Source organism: Terribacillus saccharophilus (genome assembly GCF_046592895.1).
Taxonomy (GTDB): domain Bacteria; phylum Bacillota; class Bacilli; order Bacillales; family Amphibacillaceae; genus Terribacillus; species Terribacillus saccharophilus_D.
This window is the reverse complement of sequence record NZ_JAWVPU010000003.1, coordinates 53,198-68,059: the sequence shown is the minus strand read 5'-3', so window position 1 is coordinate 68,059 and position 14,862 is coordinate 53,198. Positions and strand designations below refer to the sequence as shown.

Here is a 14,862-nt window from a genome sequence, read left to right as displayed (position 1 = left end):
CGGAGGGTCCCCCATGAAGGAAGCAAAAGAACAAGGTTGGGCGTTGGTGGCCAAGCTGATGAAGGAAGAAGAGAACCTTGCTGCTGGTGGAGAGAGGGAATATACCGGACTTAACGGTAAGTACCTGGCATTATTGAATATCGCTGTTTTTGTGACAAATGGAGACGAACGTGCACTCCGGCAGCAATTCGAAGCGGCTCTTTTATCTGGCATCTCTGTCCAAGAGATAATGGAGACAATCCAACATTGTGCATTATTGAATGGGTTCCCGCCTTCGCTGAAAGCTATGTCGTTGCTAAAAGAAGTAGTTGACGACCAATGAAAAAATGCGTGCAGACAATCTGCACGCATTTTCTTATTTGAAGATATTGAACCATCCCTTGCGTTTGAAACGCCAAAGCATCACCACAGCAATGACAGCCATCAGCAGCATGGCAACCGGGTAGCCATATTCCCAACGCAGTTCAGGCATATTCGCAAAGTTCATCCCATATACACCGGCAATGAAAGTGAGCGGAATGAAAATTGTCGATACGATTGTAAGAGTCATCATGATTGCATTCATCCGATTGCTATTGATTGATTCATAGCTGTCCCGCATATCCGAAGTGAGCTCCCGATTGGAATCGACAATTTCCGTGAGTTTCAGCAGATGGTCATAGATATCATTGAAATAGGCTTTTTGCTCATGAACGAAATCGAATTTCTGAATGCTGAGCAATCGGTAAATCAAATCACGCATCGGGGCAATTGTCCTGCGCGCCCGAAGCAAATCACTTCGTATATCGAATACTTCATTGATCACTGTTTGCGGTGATTTATGACTTTCTTCATCTTCGATCTCATTCAGCCTATCCTCCATTTTATATAGAGGCGGGAAATAATCATCGACCAACTTATCAATCAAATGATAAACAATCTTAGAAGGCGTATGATCAGCCGGACCTTCGTTCAAGACCCGTTTCCAAACATGCTCTGCCGCCATCGAATCTTCAAGATGGAAAGTGACGACATACCGATCGGATAGGAAGATATCCAACTCATCCGAAACGAATGTATCATGATTCAATTCATGCAGTACGAGAAAATGATATCCGTCGTATTCATCCAGCTTCGGACGCTGGAGAAAATGGAAGCAGTCCTCGATTGCGAGTGGGTGAAAATGGAACTCTTCCCCAAGCTTCTTCGATTCCGAATCAGTCGGGGCACTGAAATCGACCCAATACCATTCAATATCTGGGCTGTTTAATTCGTGATACGGCAGATTTTCCCGTATTTTTTTGTCACGTGTTATCGCTATGCTGCGTATCATGGTACAACCTCCTGCAGTAGATAGCCACATTATAACGTATTCCGGGATATAGAGAAAACGACAAGCTGCTGGATTAAAGAAAAGGGCTACGGGGTATAAAATGAGTAGACAGCGATTAATCGTAACTGTTGGGAAAATGATGAAGGACCATTTGTCTGAATATTTTAAAACTTTATACGCAAAAGTATTGCGCTTTTGGACCGAATCTTTTATAGTATTCAACAACCTACAACAATCACCATTGCTTAGCCAGCCGGTTAAGCTGAAGGAGGACAACGATATGTCTGATAATCAAAGCTTTGTAACTGTTGGTGACTGGGTAACAGGACATTCGATAAACGATGAATTATTTACCGGCTTCGTGGAAGCGGTGAATGCGAAATTGAACACGGTAAAAGTATACGTCACAGAAAGTGACCATAAAAATACGATCGGCAAAACGATCGAAACCTTCCAGAGCAAAATCAAGTATTTTCCGCCAGCGGATGAGCCAAGCAGGGCGCATTTATTGAACCTGATCGATTTATCCCTTATTTCCGGAGACAAAGACTGGTTCTTGCAGCTAACAGAAGAATTGAAGATACTCGATGAATTGGAATCAGAATCCAATCCAGCATATATTCCGCATTAAGGAGGCCGAGCGCAAGCGCTCGGTTTTTTTATTTTTCGCTTTAGTGCATTAAGAGGTCATGTTCGGCTTTTAAATCGGACTGCTATTTTAGAAGGGAAACCTCTCCTTTATGGTGAATTAAAGTCTTACTGCATTATGCTGACCAAAGGAGAGGATATAATGAAAAAGCTGATTATCAATGCAGATGATTTCGGTTATTCACGAGCAGTGAATTATGGGATCATCGACTGTTTTACAGATGGTGTGTTAACTTCAGCTACGATGATGACGAACATGCCAGGAGCGGAGCATGCAGCTGCCCTGGCAAAGGAGCACCGTGGTTTCGGTGTCGGTATCCATTTGGTGCTTACATGCGGGGAGCCGCTGCTGAAGTCACATAAAACAATTGTCGATAGTGATGGCTTATTCCGGAATCTAGCTTTTTATCAAGGTACGTATTCAATTGATAGAGCTGAAGTGAAAACGGAATGGGAGGCGCAAATAGAGAGGTTTCTATCATTTGGCCTTACGCCAACCCATTTGGATAGCCATCACCATATCAATACGCACAAAGTAATGAACGACGTGTTTTTGGAGCTGGCTGAGAAATACAGCTTGCCCGTCCGCCATAATATGAAGCTGCCCAACGGTATTGCTTCAACAGATCAATTCGAGTTGTCTTTGGAAAAAGCATTGGCGGATGAAGATTCACTGCTGGAGATTTTCGGAGATGCAGAAACATTGGAAGTGATGTCCCATCCTGGTTATTTGGATAAAGCGATCGTTACTGGATCTTCCTATAATTATCCGCGGCTCGATGAGGTAGAACTGTTGACATCCCCTAAAACGGTAGGTTGGGTGGAACAAAGTCAAAAAGTACGACTAGTGACATTTGCTGATATCATCTAGCTGAGGGAGCTCAACGCTCCCGCACCTGTATGCCGAAAAGATCTTCAATCTTCTCATTCATGAATTGATAAGAGGCTTCGATGCCAGCATTGTAAAGAATGGGACCTAGTTCTTTCGTGATGAAATCGAGCAGCAGACCTGCGGCCAGGTCGCCTAGCTGCTCGTCTTTTTCTTGTTCAAAGTAGTTTTGCAAGGAAGTGATCATTTCCCTGCGCTGTATATCGTTCAGTTGGATCGGCTGTTGCATGGGCATTCCCCTCCGCCTGTATATTTCATTTCATTATAACAAATAATTCTGCTAGACTTTAGAAAACGGGAAAGGTGGAGTCGGAATGGCTGAATTATCTTATGAAATCGTGAAAGAGCTCGGTGTGCTTTCTGTGTCACCGAAGGGCTGGCAAAAGGAATTGAATTTGATCAGCTGGAATGGTCGTGAGCCAAAGTATGATATCAGGGACTGGGCTCCTGGTCATGAAAAAATGGGGAAAGGAATTACATTATCAGAGGAAGAAGTCAGGGAATTACTGAGCCTGTTAGGAAGGAATGACTGACATGCTTCCGGAAAAATTGATTCAGCTGGCAAAAGAAAGGATCGCCCCATATCCTTGTGAAGGTTTCCTGCCTGGGCGGGGACCGAAGCACCCGGTTCTTTTCTTTGTCGGGGAAGCACCTGGTGAGACGGAGATACATACGCATATCCCGTTCAGCGGGCGTGCCGGCAAGGAGCTGGATCTGTTCCTGGAGCGAGCTGGTGTCGATCGCTCGGAAATATTCATCTCGAGCTCGGTCAGAAGCAGACCTTATCAATATAAGACAAAGCAGATTCGCGGCGAGACGGTTACAAAGAAATATAACCGCACACCGACCAAAGCGGAGATTCTTGCCCATGCCCCAGTACTTGATTATGAAATTGACCAAACAGAACCGGAAGTCCTCGTGACACTTGGCAGAATCGGATGGGAACGGCTGACTGGTTCGAAGGAAAAGATCACAGAAGTTGCCGGCAAGCTGATAGAACAGCCGATTCAGCGATTGAAAAGTCTGGAGGAGGATTCTTTTGTTCTATCTGAGAAAATATATCGAATCTTCCCGACATACCATCCAGCATCGGTATTCTATAATCCAGGGTTACGGCCTGTCATCGAGGAACATGCCTATATTATACGAGAATTCTTGGACAGATAAGGAGGGGAATGGGTGAAGGGAAAAGTGATCGGTTTTGAGCTGAATAGTCAGGATCCCGCCAAGGCTGCAAGCTTTTATGCGAACGTGTTCGGCTGGAAGATCGGTGAGTCGAACTGGGGTTATCATGATGTGGAAACAGGTGGAACAGACGGCGGAATCAGTAAAGGTCCGCATGATTTTCCGCACGGGACGAGAATACAAATAGAAGTGGAAGACTTGGACGAAGCAATCCAAGCTGCCGTAGCAGAAGGGGCAGTTATCGTTCGAGGGAAAATGGAGTTCGAGTCTTTTTATCTCGCTTATTTGGTTGATCCAGTCGGTATCGGCATCGGGTTAGTGCAGCATAGCTCCAAAAATCAGACTTAGTGTAAACAATAGCAACTCGTACCTCGTGTAAGGCTTCACTTACTCTTCCTATCTAAACGGTCTTTTCCGCTTTTCATGTCTAGCTCCAAAGACCAAAAACTGCGGCTTAAGCGATAAATCCTTGCGTAAGGAGAAGGCACCTTACTCCAGGCTTTCTCACTTATTCCTTCGTTTCTAAACGGTCTTTTCCGCTTTTCTATAAAAAAAACAGGCGTATCAGCTGACTGATACACCTGTTTTCTTATTTTGCTGCTTTTTGCAGTTTTGTGATCATTTGCAGTGCACGGCCTGTACCGATTGCTACTGATTCCAATGGGTTTGGAGCCAAGTGGACAGGTACGCTGATTTCATTGGCAAGCCATTGCTGCATGCCTTTAAGCAACGCGCCTCCGCCTGTCAAAATGACACCATGGTCCACGATATCCCCGCTTAGTTCTGGTGGGCAGTCTTCCAATGTCATACGGATCGTCTCAAGGATCTGTTCCAATGATTCTTTTAGTGCAGCCTGTACTTCTTTAGAAGAAATACCGATCGTTTTCGGCAAGCCTGTCACCATATCGCGGCCGCGGACATCCATCATCAATTCGTCGTGCTCGATTAGTGCATGACCGATTTCCATCTTGATTATTTCAGCAGTTCTTTCCCCGATCAAGATGTTGTACTGTTTGCGGATATATTGGATGATTTCTTCATCCATGGAATCCCCGCCGATACGGACGGAACGGCAGGAAACAACGCCGCCAAATGAGATGATGCCGACTTCACTTGTACCGCCGCCGATGTCTACGATCACATTCGCCACCGGTTCATCAACTGGAAGATCAGCTCCGATAGCAGCAGCGATAGGTTCTTCGATCAAATGAACATTTTTAGCGCCATAAGATTTGACTGCATTATGGATGGCACGTCTTTCGACAGATGTGCTGCCAGATGGTGTGCAGACAACAATGGTAGGTTTGCGAAGGGAAGCACCCATCACTTTGCTTACTTTTTTCAAAATTTCTTTCAATAACTGGGCAGTGACATCGTAATCAGCAATGACGCCATCTTTCAACGGACGGATCGGTACGATATTTTTCGGAGTCTTTCCGACCATTTCTTTTGCTTCAGCTCCGACAGCTACTACATTTTTTGTTTCCAAGTCAATTGCAACAACAGATGGTTCATTCAATACGATTCCTTTTTGTTTTGTATACACAAGTATATTAGCAGTTCCAAGGTCTATACCGATTTCGGGATTAGAAAACATTATATTTCCTCCAATGATGACATATTTCTATTATATTCATTCTCCCCCGTTCCATCATTTATGGGGGTAGGTCCGTCAAAGAGCTAAAAAGCTTCCATATTCGACATAGTTCATTCTATCACCTGGTATAGAGGTGTTAAAGAGATACCTTTATCCTAATTTGGTAGATTAACCTAATTGGAGTAGGAGAAAAGCATTATATGAGAGGAGGAGGTTGAAGTCAATTTACAGATAGATTACAAATACTGAGGTATTGTTACAAAAACTAGGAAAGAAAAAAGATGTCAAGCCCAAATTACATCCAATAAATAGAAAGGTGTCTGTTTATTGCTAGTTTCAAAGCAAGTAAAGCGGGTACTATTTCGCATAAAGACTTACTTTTGCCACAGAAGTGCGGGAAGAAGTACCGTTTGGAAAATCCAGGCTGTAATATTACACGAAACTCCATGCTATGATGTTGCTGCAACAAGAAAACACACATCTCGAAAGGGGCAACATCATGTTCAAGAAGGTACTGGTAACAACTCTATCTACAGCTATTCTAGCGGGAGGCGCTTTGGCAGGAACAGCAAATGCTGCACCAGCTCAGCCAACAAAAGAAGAAGCACAAACACAAGTTGTACAAGTAGTGAAAAGCGGATCTTTCTCTTCTATCGAAGATTTGAATAAATGGGTGAATGATTATCTATCAGCTTATAACATTCACATCAACGTTGATAGCTTGCTAGCTAAATATAATGTACAACAGCCTGCTCAGCAGAACGTACAGACTCCAGCACCAGCTCAAGCTCAACCTCAACCTCAACAGCAAGAGGAAGCAAAAGCACCAGTTGCTAATAAAGAAGAGCAAAAAGCTGCTCCTCAAAAAGAAGAAAAAGCTGCTGAACCAGCAACTGAGCAAAAAGCTCAAGCACCAGCACAGAAACAAGAAACTGCTGCTGACAGCAAGCAGACAGAAGACAAGAAAGCTACTGAAGGTTTGAGTGCATTCGAACAGCAAGTAGTTGACTTGACTAACAAAGAGCGTGAAAAAGCAGGTCTTAAGCCTTTGAAAGCTGATACTGAGCTTAGCAAAGTAGCACGTGCGAAATCCAAAGATATGGCTGACAATGGTTACTTCGATCATAACAGCCCAACTTACGGCTCTCCATTCGACATGATGAAATCTTTCGGAATCTCTTATAAAACTGCAGGTGAAAACATCGCCCAAGGTCAAAAGACTCCAGAAGAAGTCGTTGAAGCTTGGATGAACAGCCAAGGTCACCGCGAAAACATCCTTAACGCTGATTATACGAATATCGGTGTAGGTTATGTAGAAAACGGTAACTATTGGACACAGCAATTCATTGGTAAATAATTCAGATTATTGTATAATGAGGACAGTCGATATTGATTCGGCTGTTCTTTTTTATTTTTTGGAGGGATTGTATGGATCTGATCTCGCTGCTTGCGGAAGAACGGATTAAAAAGGCGGAAGCAAATGGAGAATTCCGCAACCTTCCTGGAGCTGGAAAGCCGCTGGAATTGGAAGATTTGTCCGGGGTACCGGAAGATATGCGGATGAGCTATAAGGTTCTGAAGAATGCCGGTTATATCCCGCCAGAAATGCAACTGCAAAAGGAGATAGTATCTTTACGCGACTTGCTGCGTGCTTGTACGGATGATGCAGAGCGATCCGCTTATCAAAAACGGATTAGCGCAAAGGAGATTCAATACGAAGCATTACTTCAGAAGCTGAGGAAGAATTCACCTGGCACTCTAGCTCAATACCGGGAACAAATTGAAAACAATTTAACATAATCACATAGTATTTTCTTATCATGAGAGGTGGAGGGACTGGCCCTAGGAAGCCTCGGCAGCAGGCAGTGATGCACTGTGCCAATTCCAGCAGACAAGAAGTCTGACAGATAAGAGGGACGATTACCTTGGATAAGGAGCCTCTTCTGTATATAACGGAAGAGGCTTTTTTACATACTTAAAGGAGTGGATAGACAATGGCGAAACAAATCATCCTGCAAGCATTTGATATGACCTCAGCAATGCATAATGCTCATGGCTTATGGAAGCATCCCCGAAGCAGAAGGCATCGGGAGTATAAATCGCTTGAATACTGGACCGAGCTTGCGCGCCTATTGGAAAAAGGGAAGTTCGATGCGGTATTTTTCGCAGACGTGCTCGGTGTTTATGATGTGTACGGCGGGGATGAAAGTGCTGCTCTGCGTGATGGAGTCCAAGTACCACTGAATGATCCAGCCTTTGTCATACCAGCTATGGCAGCTGTCACGAAAAACCTTTCCTTCGCAGTGACCGTAAGCACTTCGTACGAGCAGCCATTTCATAATGCAAGGAAATTCTCGACGCTGGATCATTTGACCAATGGACGTATTGCATGGAATATCGTGACTTCCTATTTGCCGAATGCAGCCCAGAATTTCGGGCTGGAGAATATGGTCAAGCATGATGAACGGTACAAAATAGCGGAGGAATTCCTGGAAGTATCTTATAAATTGCTCGAAGATAGCTGGGAAGAAGATGCTGTTGTTGCAGATCCGGAGAAAGGTGTACTTGTAGATCCGGATAAGGTGCACCGTATCAAGCACAAGGGTGACTATTTCTCAGTCGAAGGTCCTCATGTCAGTGAGCCATCACCGCAGCGTACGCCAGTTCTTTATCAAGCTGGCACTTCTGAAAAGGGCCGGGATTTCGCAGCCAGGCATGCTGAATGTGTTTTCGTTGGCGGACCTACACCAGAAAAGATCCAATACTATATCGAGGATATAAAAACCAGGGCTGAAACGTATGGCAGAAGCCGTGACGAAATCAAAGCATTTACTTTCCTGAATGTGGTCGTTGCCGAAACAGAAAAGAAAGCACAGGAAAAGTATGATGAAATCAAGAATTATTGGAGTGCTGATGCAGCAAAAGCCCAGTATGGCGGATCCACTGGTTATGATCTAGCGTCTTATGAAAATGAAGAAGAACTGTTCACCTACAAACATACCGAACAAGGGCAATCAAGAGCAGCTTATTTGACGAAGGATGCCGCCAAGCCATTTACCGTCAAAGAGATACAGGAAAAATTCAGTCAGCCGGCTGAGATGGATATCATCATCGGCAGCCCTGAACAAGTAGCAGATAAAATAGAAGATTTCTTTGTACGAAGCGGTGTGGATGGTTTCAATTTGACGCATTACATCACGCCAGGTGACTTGGAAGACTTTGTCGAGTTGGTTGTGCCTATCTTGCAGGATCGTGGGTTATACAAAAAGGACTATGAACAAGGGACATTCAGGGAAAAACTATACGGAGAGCCGCATCTTTCGGCAGCGCATCCGGCAAAACAAGGAAAGAGGAGCTGAAGCATCAGCTTCTCTTTTCTTATTCCAAATAAGTCAAAGTACCTTTACCATCTCGGTATGAAACTGTTGCCAAAGCGCCATTGATGATCGTCAACTGCGGCGGCAAATGCCCGATGTCTGCATCATAAATGATTGGCAGTCCAATTTCATCGGCGAATTCATGAATCATTTGCTTGTCTGTGTAATCCTGAGAAGGTGTACTTCGCGCAGGTCTTCCAAACAGTACGCCGCTCGCCCGGTTGAACCAGCCATGCTCTTTCAGATGCCATAAATTCCGGTAAGCCTCTGCCGTTCCCCAATCTGCCCATTCCAAATAGATGATTGTATTCTCAGCAAAGGAATCAGACCACTTCTTGATTGGGGCATATTTCGTTCCGGCGATGCTGGTCAATGTGTTCAAACAGCCGCCGATCAAACGGCCGGTGAAAGAAATGGTTGTTCCGGTGGTTGATTTCCACTCTGTTTTGCTATCCAGGTCAAATCCTGCTGCATTCTTTTGTGCGAAAAGCTTGTCCCAGGAAGACTGATACATGCTGGAAGCGTGTTGCATGAAATGTTTACGCGACGGTGCAGATAAAAGTTTATGCCATTGCGTTGTCGTTTCGTCGAGTGCTTCCATATGCAAATCAAAGAAATTAGTTCCGTGGGCAGAAGCGATATTTGTTTGTAGTGTATAGCTGCATAGAAGTGTGCTCGTATCGGAATAGCCGATCAGCCACGTCGGCTTACTTACAGCTAGCTTCTCCCAATCCAGCTTCGGCAATACTTGGACAAGCAGCTCTCCGCCCCATGGCGGCATGATGGCATCTATATTTGGGTCGGTCATAAAAGTCATCAGTTCAGCTGCCCTTTTTTCAGCCGAGCTGCTTCTTGAAGCTTGCTGTGTCCAGACGGTATCGCCTATGGCCACACGACCTGCCAGCTTTTCCAGCTGATTTTTCGCTTTAAGCAGCTGGTCATGGAGAGAATCAGGGACTCCGCTTGAAGGTGCTGTGATGGCAAAAGTGGAGTCGGGGGTCAACATATTTGGATAGATGATCGACATTGGAGGCACCCCTTTCATTTTCCATATTATAGCATGCTGATAGTGCCGTTTGAACAGATGTTCTATGGGGAATGGAATAGCAGATATCCGCACATATTCGGATTTATAAAACAAGGGAGTTGAGTGAATGATAAATGTGTTGTTTATTTGCTTAGGCAACATTTGTCGCACGCCTATGGCTGAGGCAATATTCCGCAAACGGATAGAGGAAGCAGGTCTTTCCGGGATGGTTGCTGTCGACTCAGCTGGAATTGGTCACTGGCATGAAGGCAAGTATATGCATCCTTCAGCGCGTGAACTTCTCGTTCAAAAGGGTATCCCTTTACTCGAGAAGCCGGCTAAGCAAGTGCAGGCAGATCGATTGGATGCATATGATTATATCCTTGTCATGGATCAGCTTAATTTGCAGGATTTATCAGCTTTAGCTCCTGTCTATTCTTCGCGGTATCAGCTTTTTTCGGAATTCATTCCAGAATATGCAGGGAAGGATATCGAAGATCCGTTCTTCACGGGTGAATTTGAGGTTGTATATGAATTGCTGGATGCAGGGTGTGCGGAATTATGCCAGACAATAAAACAACAAACGCAATGGAAGGAGCCGGTTTGATGAAGAGTAAATTTACGTTAGGTTTGACTATTGGTGCTACAGTCGGCGGCTTGATTTCTCTATGTGATGCACAGACAAGGGCTCATGTACGAGGGAACCTGATGCGTGCAGGTTCTGAAACGGTCTTTTACCTCCGCAATCCGGGCGTCTTGGTCAATGATGTAAAAACATCTTATGCCCGTGTGGCGACCAGTATTTCCACTACAGCCGATAAAGGGCTGAAAGGTCTGGAAGAAGTCCAGCATGCCTTGCAGAAGGTGAGTAAGCTGGATGATCAAATCGAATTGCCTGCTGGGGGAAGTCAGAAGCATTTGACCGGAGCAGGAACAGCAGCCAGATAAAAACAGAAAAAGTTGTTGAGGAGGAGAAGCCATGGGGAGCTTTCTTAAACAGCTTGGGCAGCGGATCGGTAATGATGAAGTAACTGGTTTGTCTGCCCAGCTGGCTTATTTTTTATTGCTATCACTATTTCCATTTATCATTTTCCTGGTATCGTTGGTTGCATTCTTGCCTGTCAGCCAGCAAGATATCATGGATACAGTATCACAATTTGCACCGGAATCAACCATGGATTTATTAGAAGAAAACATAACGGGGCTTGTCAATGAACGAAATGGCGGATTATTGTCCATTGGTATCTTGGCAACACTATGGTCCGCGTCTAATGGTGTCAATGCCATCATTCGTGCCTTGAATAAGGCTTATGATGTCAATGAAGAACGCTCTTTCATCGTAGCCAGGGGAGTGGCTGTAGTATTGACTATTGCAATGGTACTTGTCATCGCTGTAGCATTTTTGCTTCCGATTTTCGGGAAATCGATCGGTCTTTATATCTTTTCGATTTTTGGTTTGGATGAAGGTTTCCTTACGGTGTGGGGTGCTTTGCGCTGGGTTATCTCGTTTGTCATATTCTTCATTGTCTTACTTGCATTGTATGTACTGGCACCGAGTAAGAAAATTTCAATTAAAGAATCAATGGTCGGCGCAGCATTTGCGGCAATCGGCTGGATGATCACTTCCTTGTTATTCTCCTTCTACGTAGATAACTTTGGTAATTATTCTGCTACTTATGGTTCACTTGGGGCGGTCATCGTCCTGATGATCTGGTTTTACCTTTCGGGTATCATCATCATTACCGGCGGTGAAATCAATGCCATGCTGGATGAGCGCAAACAAGCGAAGAAAGCTGCATGAAAAGAAAGGCATTGAAGTCAAATCAAAAAGCAGAAGGCATAGCAGCCTTCTGCTTTTTGATTTTCTTTTTCAGCAATTTCAATTCATTCATTATGACTGGGATGGTACTTCCTTCGTGGCTGACTGTCCCGAGTGGCCAAACAGTTGTTGGCAGATAATTACCGATATGAGCAGCAGAGAAGAGGACATTCTGTTTGATGGTTCTGAGCATTCGTTTTGAGCGCTGGATAGCTTCCGCCAACTGCTCTAAATCATTTTTGTTTTAGTACTCCACTGGACAAAGCGGCAATGTTTCTTCTATGTATTGGAAACCTACAGCTTGTGAATGGTTTGTTTATAATGATCATAAATGCTAATTACATTATGATTACCTTCCAATTTCAATATAAGCAAGAAATAATTTCTAACCGTATATATAACAGCATGAATTAAATAATGAAACAGTTTAGAAAAATGTTGAAATACTAACAACTACCTGTTATCTTTTAGGATATACGAAAATATAACAAGGGGAGAGTGTTTAACTTCATGGGGAAAAGATGGGGCATTATAAGTAGTTTATTAGCGATTGTATTTCTTCTGGGGGCCTGCGGAAGCAGTGGAGAAAATAATTCTGAAAGCGCTGGCAATGATAAGACGTGGGAAAAGATTCAAGAGTCGGGAACATTGGTTGTTGGTACATCGGGTACTTTGTTTGCAGCGTCTTATTATCCGGATGGTTCGGATGAGCTGACAGGATATGATGTGGAGGTAATCAGGGAGATTGCCAAACGTTTGGATCTGGATGTTGAATTCAAGACCTCCGATTTCAATAATATGCTTGCTTCGATCCAAAATGGCAGAATCGATGTAGCTGCGAATGATATCGAAATCACTGATGAAAGAAAAGAGCAGTTTGCTTTCACAGAACCTTATAAATATTCTTATACATCCATGGTCGTCAGAAAGGATGATTTGTCCGGGATTCACAGCTTGGCGGATATAAAAGGGAAACGCGCCGGCGGCGAAGCGTCGACAAATCACAGCAAAGTTGCCGAACAGCTTGGAGCTGAAGTTGTCACATACAGCAACGCTGCGAATGAAGTGTACTTAGGGGATGTCGATAATGGCCGGACGGATCTTATCATCAATGACTATTATTTGCAGTCTTTGGCTTTACAGGCTTTCCCTGACTTCAACATCACGATCCATCCTGATTTCAAGTTCGATCAAATCGAACAAGGCGCCATCATGTCAAAGGATGCACCAGAGCTTAAGAAACAAATGGACAAGGCGATGGAAGAGATGAAAGAAGACGGTACATTGACGAAGCTTTCCGAAGAGTTCTATGGCGGTGCTGATGTTTCCAAAAAGCCAGAAGAAGAATTGCCGACAGTCGATGAATTGTTGGAACAAGAAGGCAATAAGTGAAATCATAAAGGAGAAACAATATCATGAAGAAACGATTACTTGTTTTATGCAGTATACTGTTCGTACTTGTTCTGAGCGCTTGCGGTTCTTCTGAGAGTGAAAACGCGGATCAAGCGTCCGAGGATAATGTATGGGAATCCATTCAAGATTCAGGGAAGATAACTGTTGGAACTTCGGGGACATTATATCCGGCAAGCTATTATCCAGAGGGATCGGATGAAATTACTGGATATGATGTGGAAGTGGTCAAAGAAATTGCCAAACGGTTGGATCTGGAAGTGGAATTCAAAACTTCTGATTTCAATAATATGCTTGCATCCGTCCAGAATGGAAGGGTGGATATGGCAGCCAATGATATTGGTGTGACAGAGGAAAGAAAAGATAAATTCACATATAGTGAACCATATAAATACTCTTATACAACGATGATTGTGCGCAAAAACGACTTGTCTGGTATCCATTCACTTGAAGACTTGAAAGGTAAAAAGGCTGGTGGAGAAGCTACGACAGGCTATAGTGATATCGCTGAGGAATTAGGTGCTGAGGTAGTCGCTTATGGTAATACGACAAATGATGTCTACTTGGGTGATGTCGATAATGGCAGAACTGATTTGATCATCAACGACTATTATTTGCAGTCCCTGGCATTGCAGGCTTTCCCTGATTTGAATATCACGATTCATCCTGACTTTAAATTCGACGAAACAGCAAATGCTGCCATCATGCCGAAAGAAGCGACGGAATTGAAAAAACAAGCAGACAAAGTTTTGGCTGAAATGCGGGAAGATGGCACTTTGACAAAGCTCTCCGAAGAATTCTTCGGTGGAGCGGATGTTTCCAAGCAGCCTGAAGATGACATTCCGACAATAGAGGAAGTATTGGAACAGCAGCGGGAAGAGAATAAATGATACCTTTTGAGATGGTGAATATCGGCAAGTTCTTTGATGCAAAATTGGCGTGGGAAAACCTGCCTTTCATACTCGAAGGACTGCCGATGACGATAGCAGTTGCTTTTGCTGGTATGGCAATCGGACTTCTCCTGGGCTTTTTTCTGGCAATCGGACGCAGTTCCCGATTCTTTTTCCTTCGCTGGCCTTCGCGCTTTTACATATCGTTTATGCGCGGGACGCCGATAATCGTATTTTTGTTCATTCTCTATCAAGGATTGCCTGTTGTACAAGTAAGGCTTGATGCTTTGACTTGTGCAGTTCTTGCCTTTGGATTGAATAGTGCCGCATACATCGCCGAAGTGAATAGAGGGGCACTGAATAGCATTCCATATGGACAATGGGAATCCTCCTATGCGCTTGGTCTCAATTATTGGCAGACGTTGACCAGAGTCATCGTCCCCCAGGCAGCTCGTGTTGCAATGCCGCCGCTTACGAATGTGTTTCTTGACTTGGTGAAAGCGACAAGTCTGGCGGCAGTCATCACCGTTCCGGAAATGTTCCAAAAAGCGCAGATTGTGGCTGGACGTACATTCGATTCGATGACGATGTACATTACAGTGGCACTTGTATACTGGCCGCTATGTATCATCATTTCTTATTTTCAGGAACGTCTGGAAAAACGATTTTCACGTTATATCAATTAAAAAAAAGGGATGTGCCCAGCGG

At 44.1% G+C, this 14,862-nt stretch carries 20 protein-coding genes and 1 riboswitch; of the genes, 15 read left to right on the top strand and 5 right to left on the bottom strand.

Annotation, left to right across the window (positions count from 1 at the left end):
• The first annotated feature begins 13 nt into the window (after positions 1 to 13).
• The gene (locus tag SFC66_RS11240; protein ID WP_411218819.1) at positions 14 to 322 is read left to right on the top strand and encodes a carboxymuconolactone decarboxylase family protein; all 309 of its coding nucleotides are present in this window, start codon (positions 14 to 16) and stop codon (positions 320 to 322) included.
• 33 nt (positions 323 to 355) lie between these two features.
• Here the strand turns inward: SFC66_RS11240 and corA are convergent, their stop codons facing one another.
• Positions 356 to 1,312 carry a magnesium/cobalt transporter CorA gene (gene corA / locus SFC66_RS11235; protein ID WP_411218818.1) on the bottom strand — a complete coding sequence of 319 codons (957 nt, stop codon included), beginning with the start codon at positions 1,310 to 1,312 and terminating at the stop codon, positions 356 to 358.
• Between the two features lie 280 nt (positions 1,313 to 1,592).
• Here corA and SFC66_RS11230 point away from each other — a divergent pair, with 280 nt between their 5' ends.
• Together SFC66_RS11230 and chbG are read left to right on the top strand one after the other, a co-directional pair.
• Positions 1,593 to 1,943 carry an IDEAL domain-containing protein gene (locus tag SFC66_RS11230; RefSeq protein ID WP_411218817.1) on the top strand — a complete coding sequence of 117 codons (351 nt, stop codon included), beginning with the start codon at positions 1,593 to 1,595 and terminating at the stop codon, positions 1,941 to 1,943.
• Positions 1,944 to 2,102: 159 nt separating this feature from the next.
• Positions 2,103 to 2,831: a chitin disaccharide deacetylase gene (gene chbG / locus SFC66_RS11225; RefSeq protein WP_411218816.1), complete on the top strand. Its 729-nt coding sequence runs from the start codon at positions 2,103 to 2,105 to the stop codon at positions 2,829 to 2,831.
• Positions 2,832 to 2,841: 10 nt separating this feature from the next.
• Here chbG and SFC66_RS11220 read toward each other — a convergent pair whose 3' ends face one another.
• A complete protein-coding gene (locus SFC66_RS11220) occupies positions 2,842 to 3,078 on the bottom strand; it encodes a DUF2164 family protein (RefSeq protein WP_411218815.1) in 237 nt (78 codons plus the stop codon).
• Positions 3,079 to 3,163: 85 nt separating this feature from the next.
• Here SFC66_RS11220 and SFC66_RS11215 point away from each other — a divergent pair, with 85 nt between their 5' ends.
• Genes SFC66_RS11215 through SFC66_RS11205 form a run of 3 tightly spaced genes read left to right on the top strand, consistent with a single transcriptional unit; the run spans position 3,164 to position 4,382 of the window.
• On the top strand, positions 3,164 to 3,382 hold the full coding sequence (locus SFC66_RS11215) for a YdbC family protein (RefSeq protein WP_411218814.1): 219 nt from the start codon (positions 3,164 to 3,166) through the stop codon (positions 3,380 to 3,382).
• Positions 3,375 to 4,016 (top strand): uracil-DNA glycosylase, encoded by a 642-nt coding sequence (locus SFC66_RS11210; protein WP_411218813.1) that lies wholly within the window; start codon positions 3,375 to 3,377, stop codon positions 4,014 to 4,016. Before SFC66_RS11215 ends, SFC66_RS11210 begins: the two co-directional genes overlap by 8 nt.
• A gap of 12 nt (positions 4,017 to 4,028) precedes the next feature.
• A complete protein-coding gene (locus SFC66_RS11205; RefSeq protein WP_411218812.1) occupies positions 4,029 to 4,382 on the top strand; it encodes a VOC family protein in 354 nt (117 codons plus the stop codon).
• A 241-nt stretch (positions 4,383 to 4,623) separates the two neighbouring features.
• Here the strand turns inward: SFC66_RS11205 and mreBH are convergent, their stop codons facing one another.
• Positions 4,624 to 5,631 carry a rod-share determining protein MreBH gene (mreBH, locus tag SFC66_RS11200; RefSeq protein WP_411218811.1) on the bottom strand — a complete coding sequence of 336 codons (1,008 nt, stop codon included), beginning with the start codon at positions 5,629 to 5,631 and terminating at the stop codon, positions 4,624 to 4,626.
• A gap of 499 nt (positions 5,632 to 6,130) precedes the next feature.
• Here mreBH and SFC66_RS11195 point away from each other — a divergent pair, with 499 nt between their 5' ends.
• From SFC66_RS11195 to SFC66_RS11185, 3 genes are all read left to right on the top strand, one after another.
• A complete protein-coding gene (locus tag SFC66_RS11195) occupies positions 6,131 to 6,988 on the top strand; it encodes a CAP domain-containing protein (RefSeq protein WP_411218810.1) in 858 nt (285 codons plus the stop codon).
• Positions 6,989 to 7,059: 71 nt separating this feature from the next.
• Positions 7,060 to 7,431, top strand: coding sequence for a DnaJ family domain-containing protein (locus SFC66_RS11190; RefSeq protein ID WP_411218809.1), 372 nt, complete (start codon positions 7,060 to 7,062; stop codon positions 7,429 to 7,431).
• A 12-nt stretch (positions 7,432 to 7,443) separates the two neighbouring features.
• A riboswitch (SAM riboswitch) is annotated at positions 7,444 to 7,545 on the top strand.
• Between the two features lie 80 nt (positions 7,546 to 7,625).
• Positions 7,626 to 8,990 (top strand): LLM class flavin-dependent oxidoreductase, encoded by a 1,365-nt coding sequence (locus SFC66_RS11185; protein WP_411218808.1) that lies wholly within the window; start codon positions 7,626 to 7,628, stop codon positions 8,988 to 8,990.
• Between the two features lie 19 nt (positions 8,991 to 9,009).
• Here SFC66_RS11185 and SFC66_RS11180 read toward each other — a convergent pair whose 3' ends face one another.
• On the bottom strand, positions 9,010 to 10,035 hold the full coding sequence (locus SFC66_RS11180; RefSeq protein ID WP_411218807.1) for a S66 family peptidase: 1,026 nt from the start codon (positions 10,033 to 10,035) through the stop codon (positions 9,010 to 9,012).
• A gap of 127 nt (positions 10,036 to 10,162) precedes the next feature.
• Between SFC66_RS11180 and SFC66_RS11175 the strand changes: the two genes are divergently transcribed.
• From SFC66_RS11175 to SFC66_RS11165, 3 genes are read left to right on the top strand one after another with little or no spacing between them, the layout of a single operon-like run.
• Positions 10,163 to 10,642 (top strand): low molecular weight protein-tyrosine-phosphatase, encoded by a 480-nt coding sequence (locus SFC66_RS11175; RefSeq protein WP_411218806.1) that lies wholly within the window; start codon positions 10,163 to 10,165, stop codon positions 10,640 to 10,642.
• The gene (locus tag SFC66_RS11170) at positions 10,642 to 10,983 is read left to right on the top strand and encodes a hypothetical protein (protein WP_411218805.1); all 342 of its coding nucleotides are present in this window, start codon (positions 10,642 to 10,644) and stop codon (positions 10,981 to 10,983) included. Before SFC66_RS11175 ends, SFC66_RS11170 begins: the two co-directional genes overlap by 1 nt.
• Before the next feature lie 31 nt (positions 10,984 to 11,014).
• Entirely contained in the window at positions 11,015 to 11,836 is an 822-nt protein-coding gene (locus tag SFC66_RS11165) for a YihY/virulence factor BrkB family protein (protein ID WP_411218804.1), read from the top strand.
• Positions 11,837 to 11,858: 22 nt separating this feature from the next.
• Here the strand turns inward: SFC66_RS11165 and SFC66_RS11160 are convergent, their stop codons facing one another.
• The gene (locus tag SFC66_RS11160; RefSeq protein ID WP_411218803.1) at positions 11,859 to 12,077 is read right to left on the bottom strand and encodes a hypothetical protein; all 219 of its coding nucleotides are present in this window, start codon (positions 12,075 to 12,077) and stop codon (positions 11,859 to 11,861) included.
• Between the two features lie 287 nt (positions 12,078 to 12,364).
• Between SFC66_RS11160 and SFC66_RS11155 the strand changes: the two genes are divergently transcribed.
• Genes SFC66_RS11155 through SFC66_RS11145 form a run of 3 tightly spaced genes read left to right on the top strand, consistent with a single transcriptional unit; the run spans position 12,365 to position 14,840 of the window.
• Positions 12,365 to 13,246, top strand: coding sequence for a transporter substrate-binding domain-containing protein (locus SFC66_RS11155; protein ID WP_411218802.1), 882 nt, complete (start codon positions 12,365 to 12,367; stop codon positions 13,244 to 13,246).
• A gap of 23 nt (positions 13,247 to 13,269) precedes the next feature.
• Positions 13,270 to 14,154: a transporter substrate-binding domain-containing protein gene (locus SFC66_RS11150; protein ID WP_411218801.1), complete on the top strand. Its 885-nt coding sequence runs from the start codon at positions 13,270 to 13,272 to the stop codon at positions 14,152 to 14,154.
• Positions 14,151 to 14,840, top strand: coding sequence for an amino acid ABC transporter permease (locus SFC66_RS11145; protein ID WP_411218800.1), 690 nt, complete (start codon positions 14,151 to 14,153; stop codon positions 14,838 to 14,840). The genes SFC66_RS11150 and SFC66_RS11145 overlap by 4 nt, the downstream gene beginning before the upstream one ends.
• Positions 14,841 to 14,862: the final 22 nt, after the last annotated feature.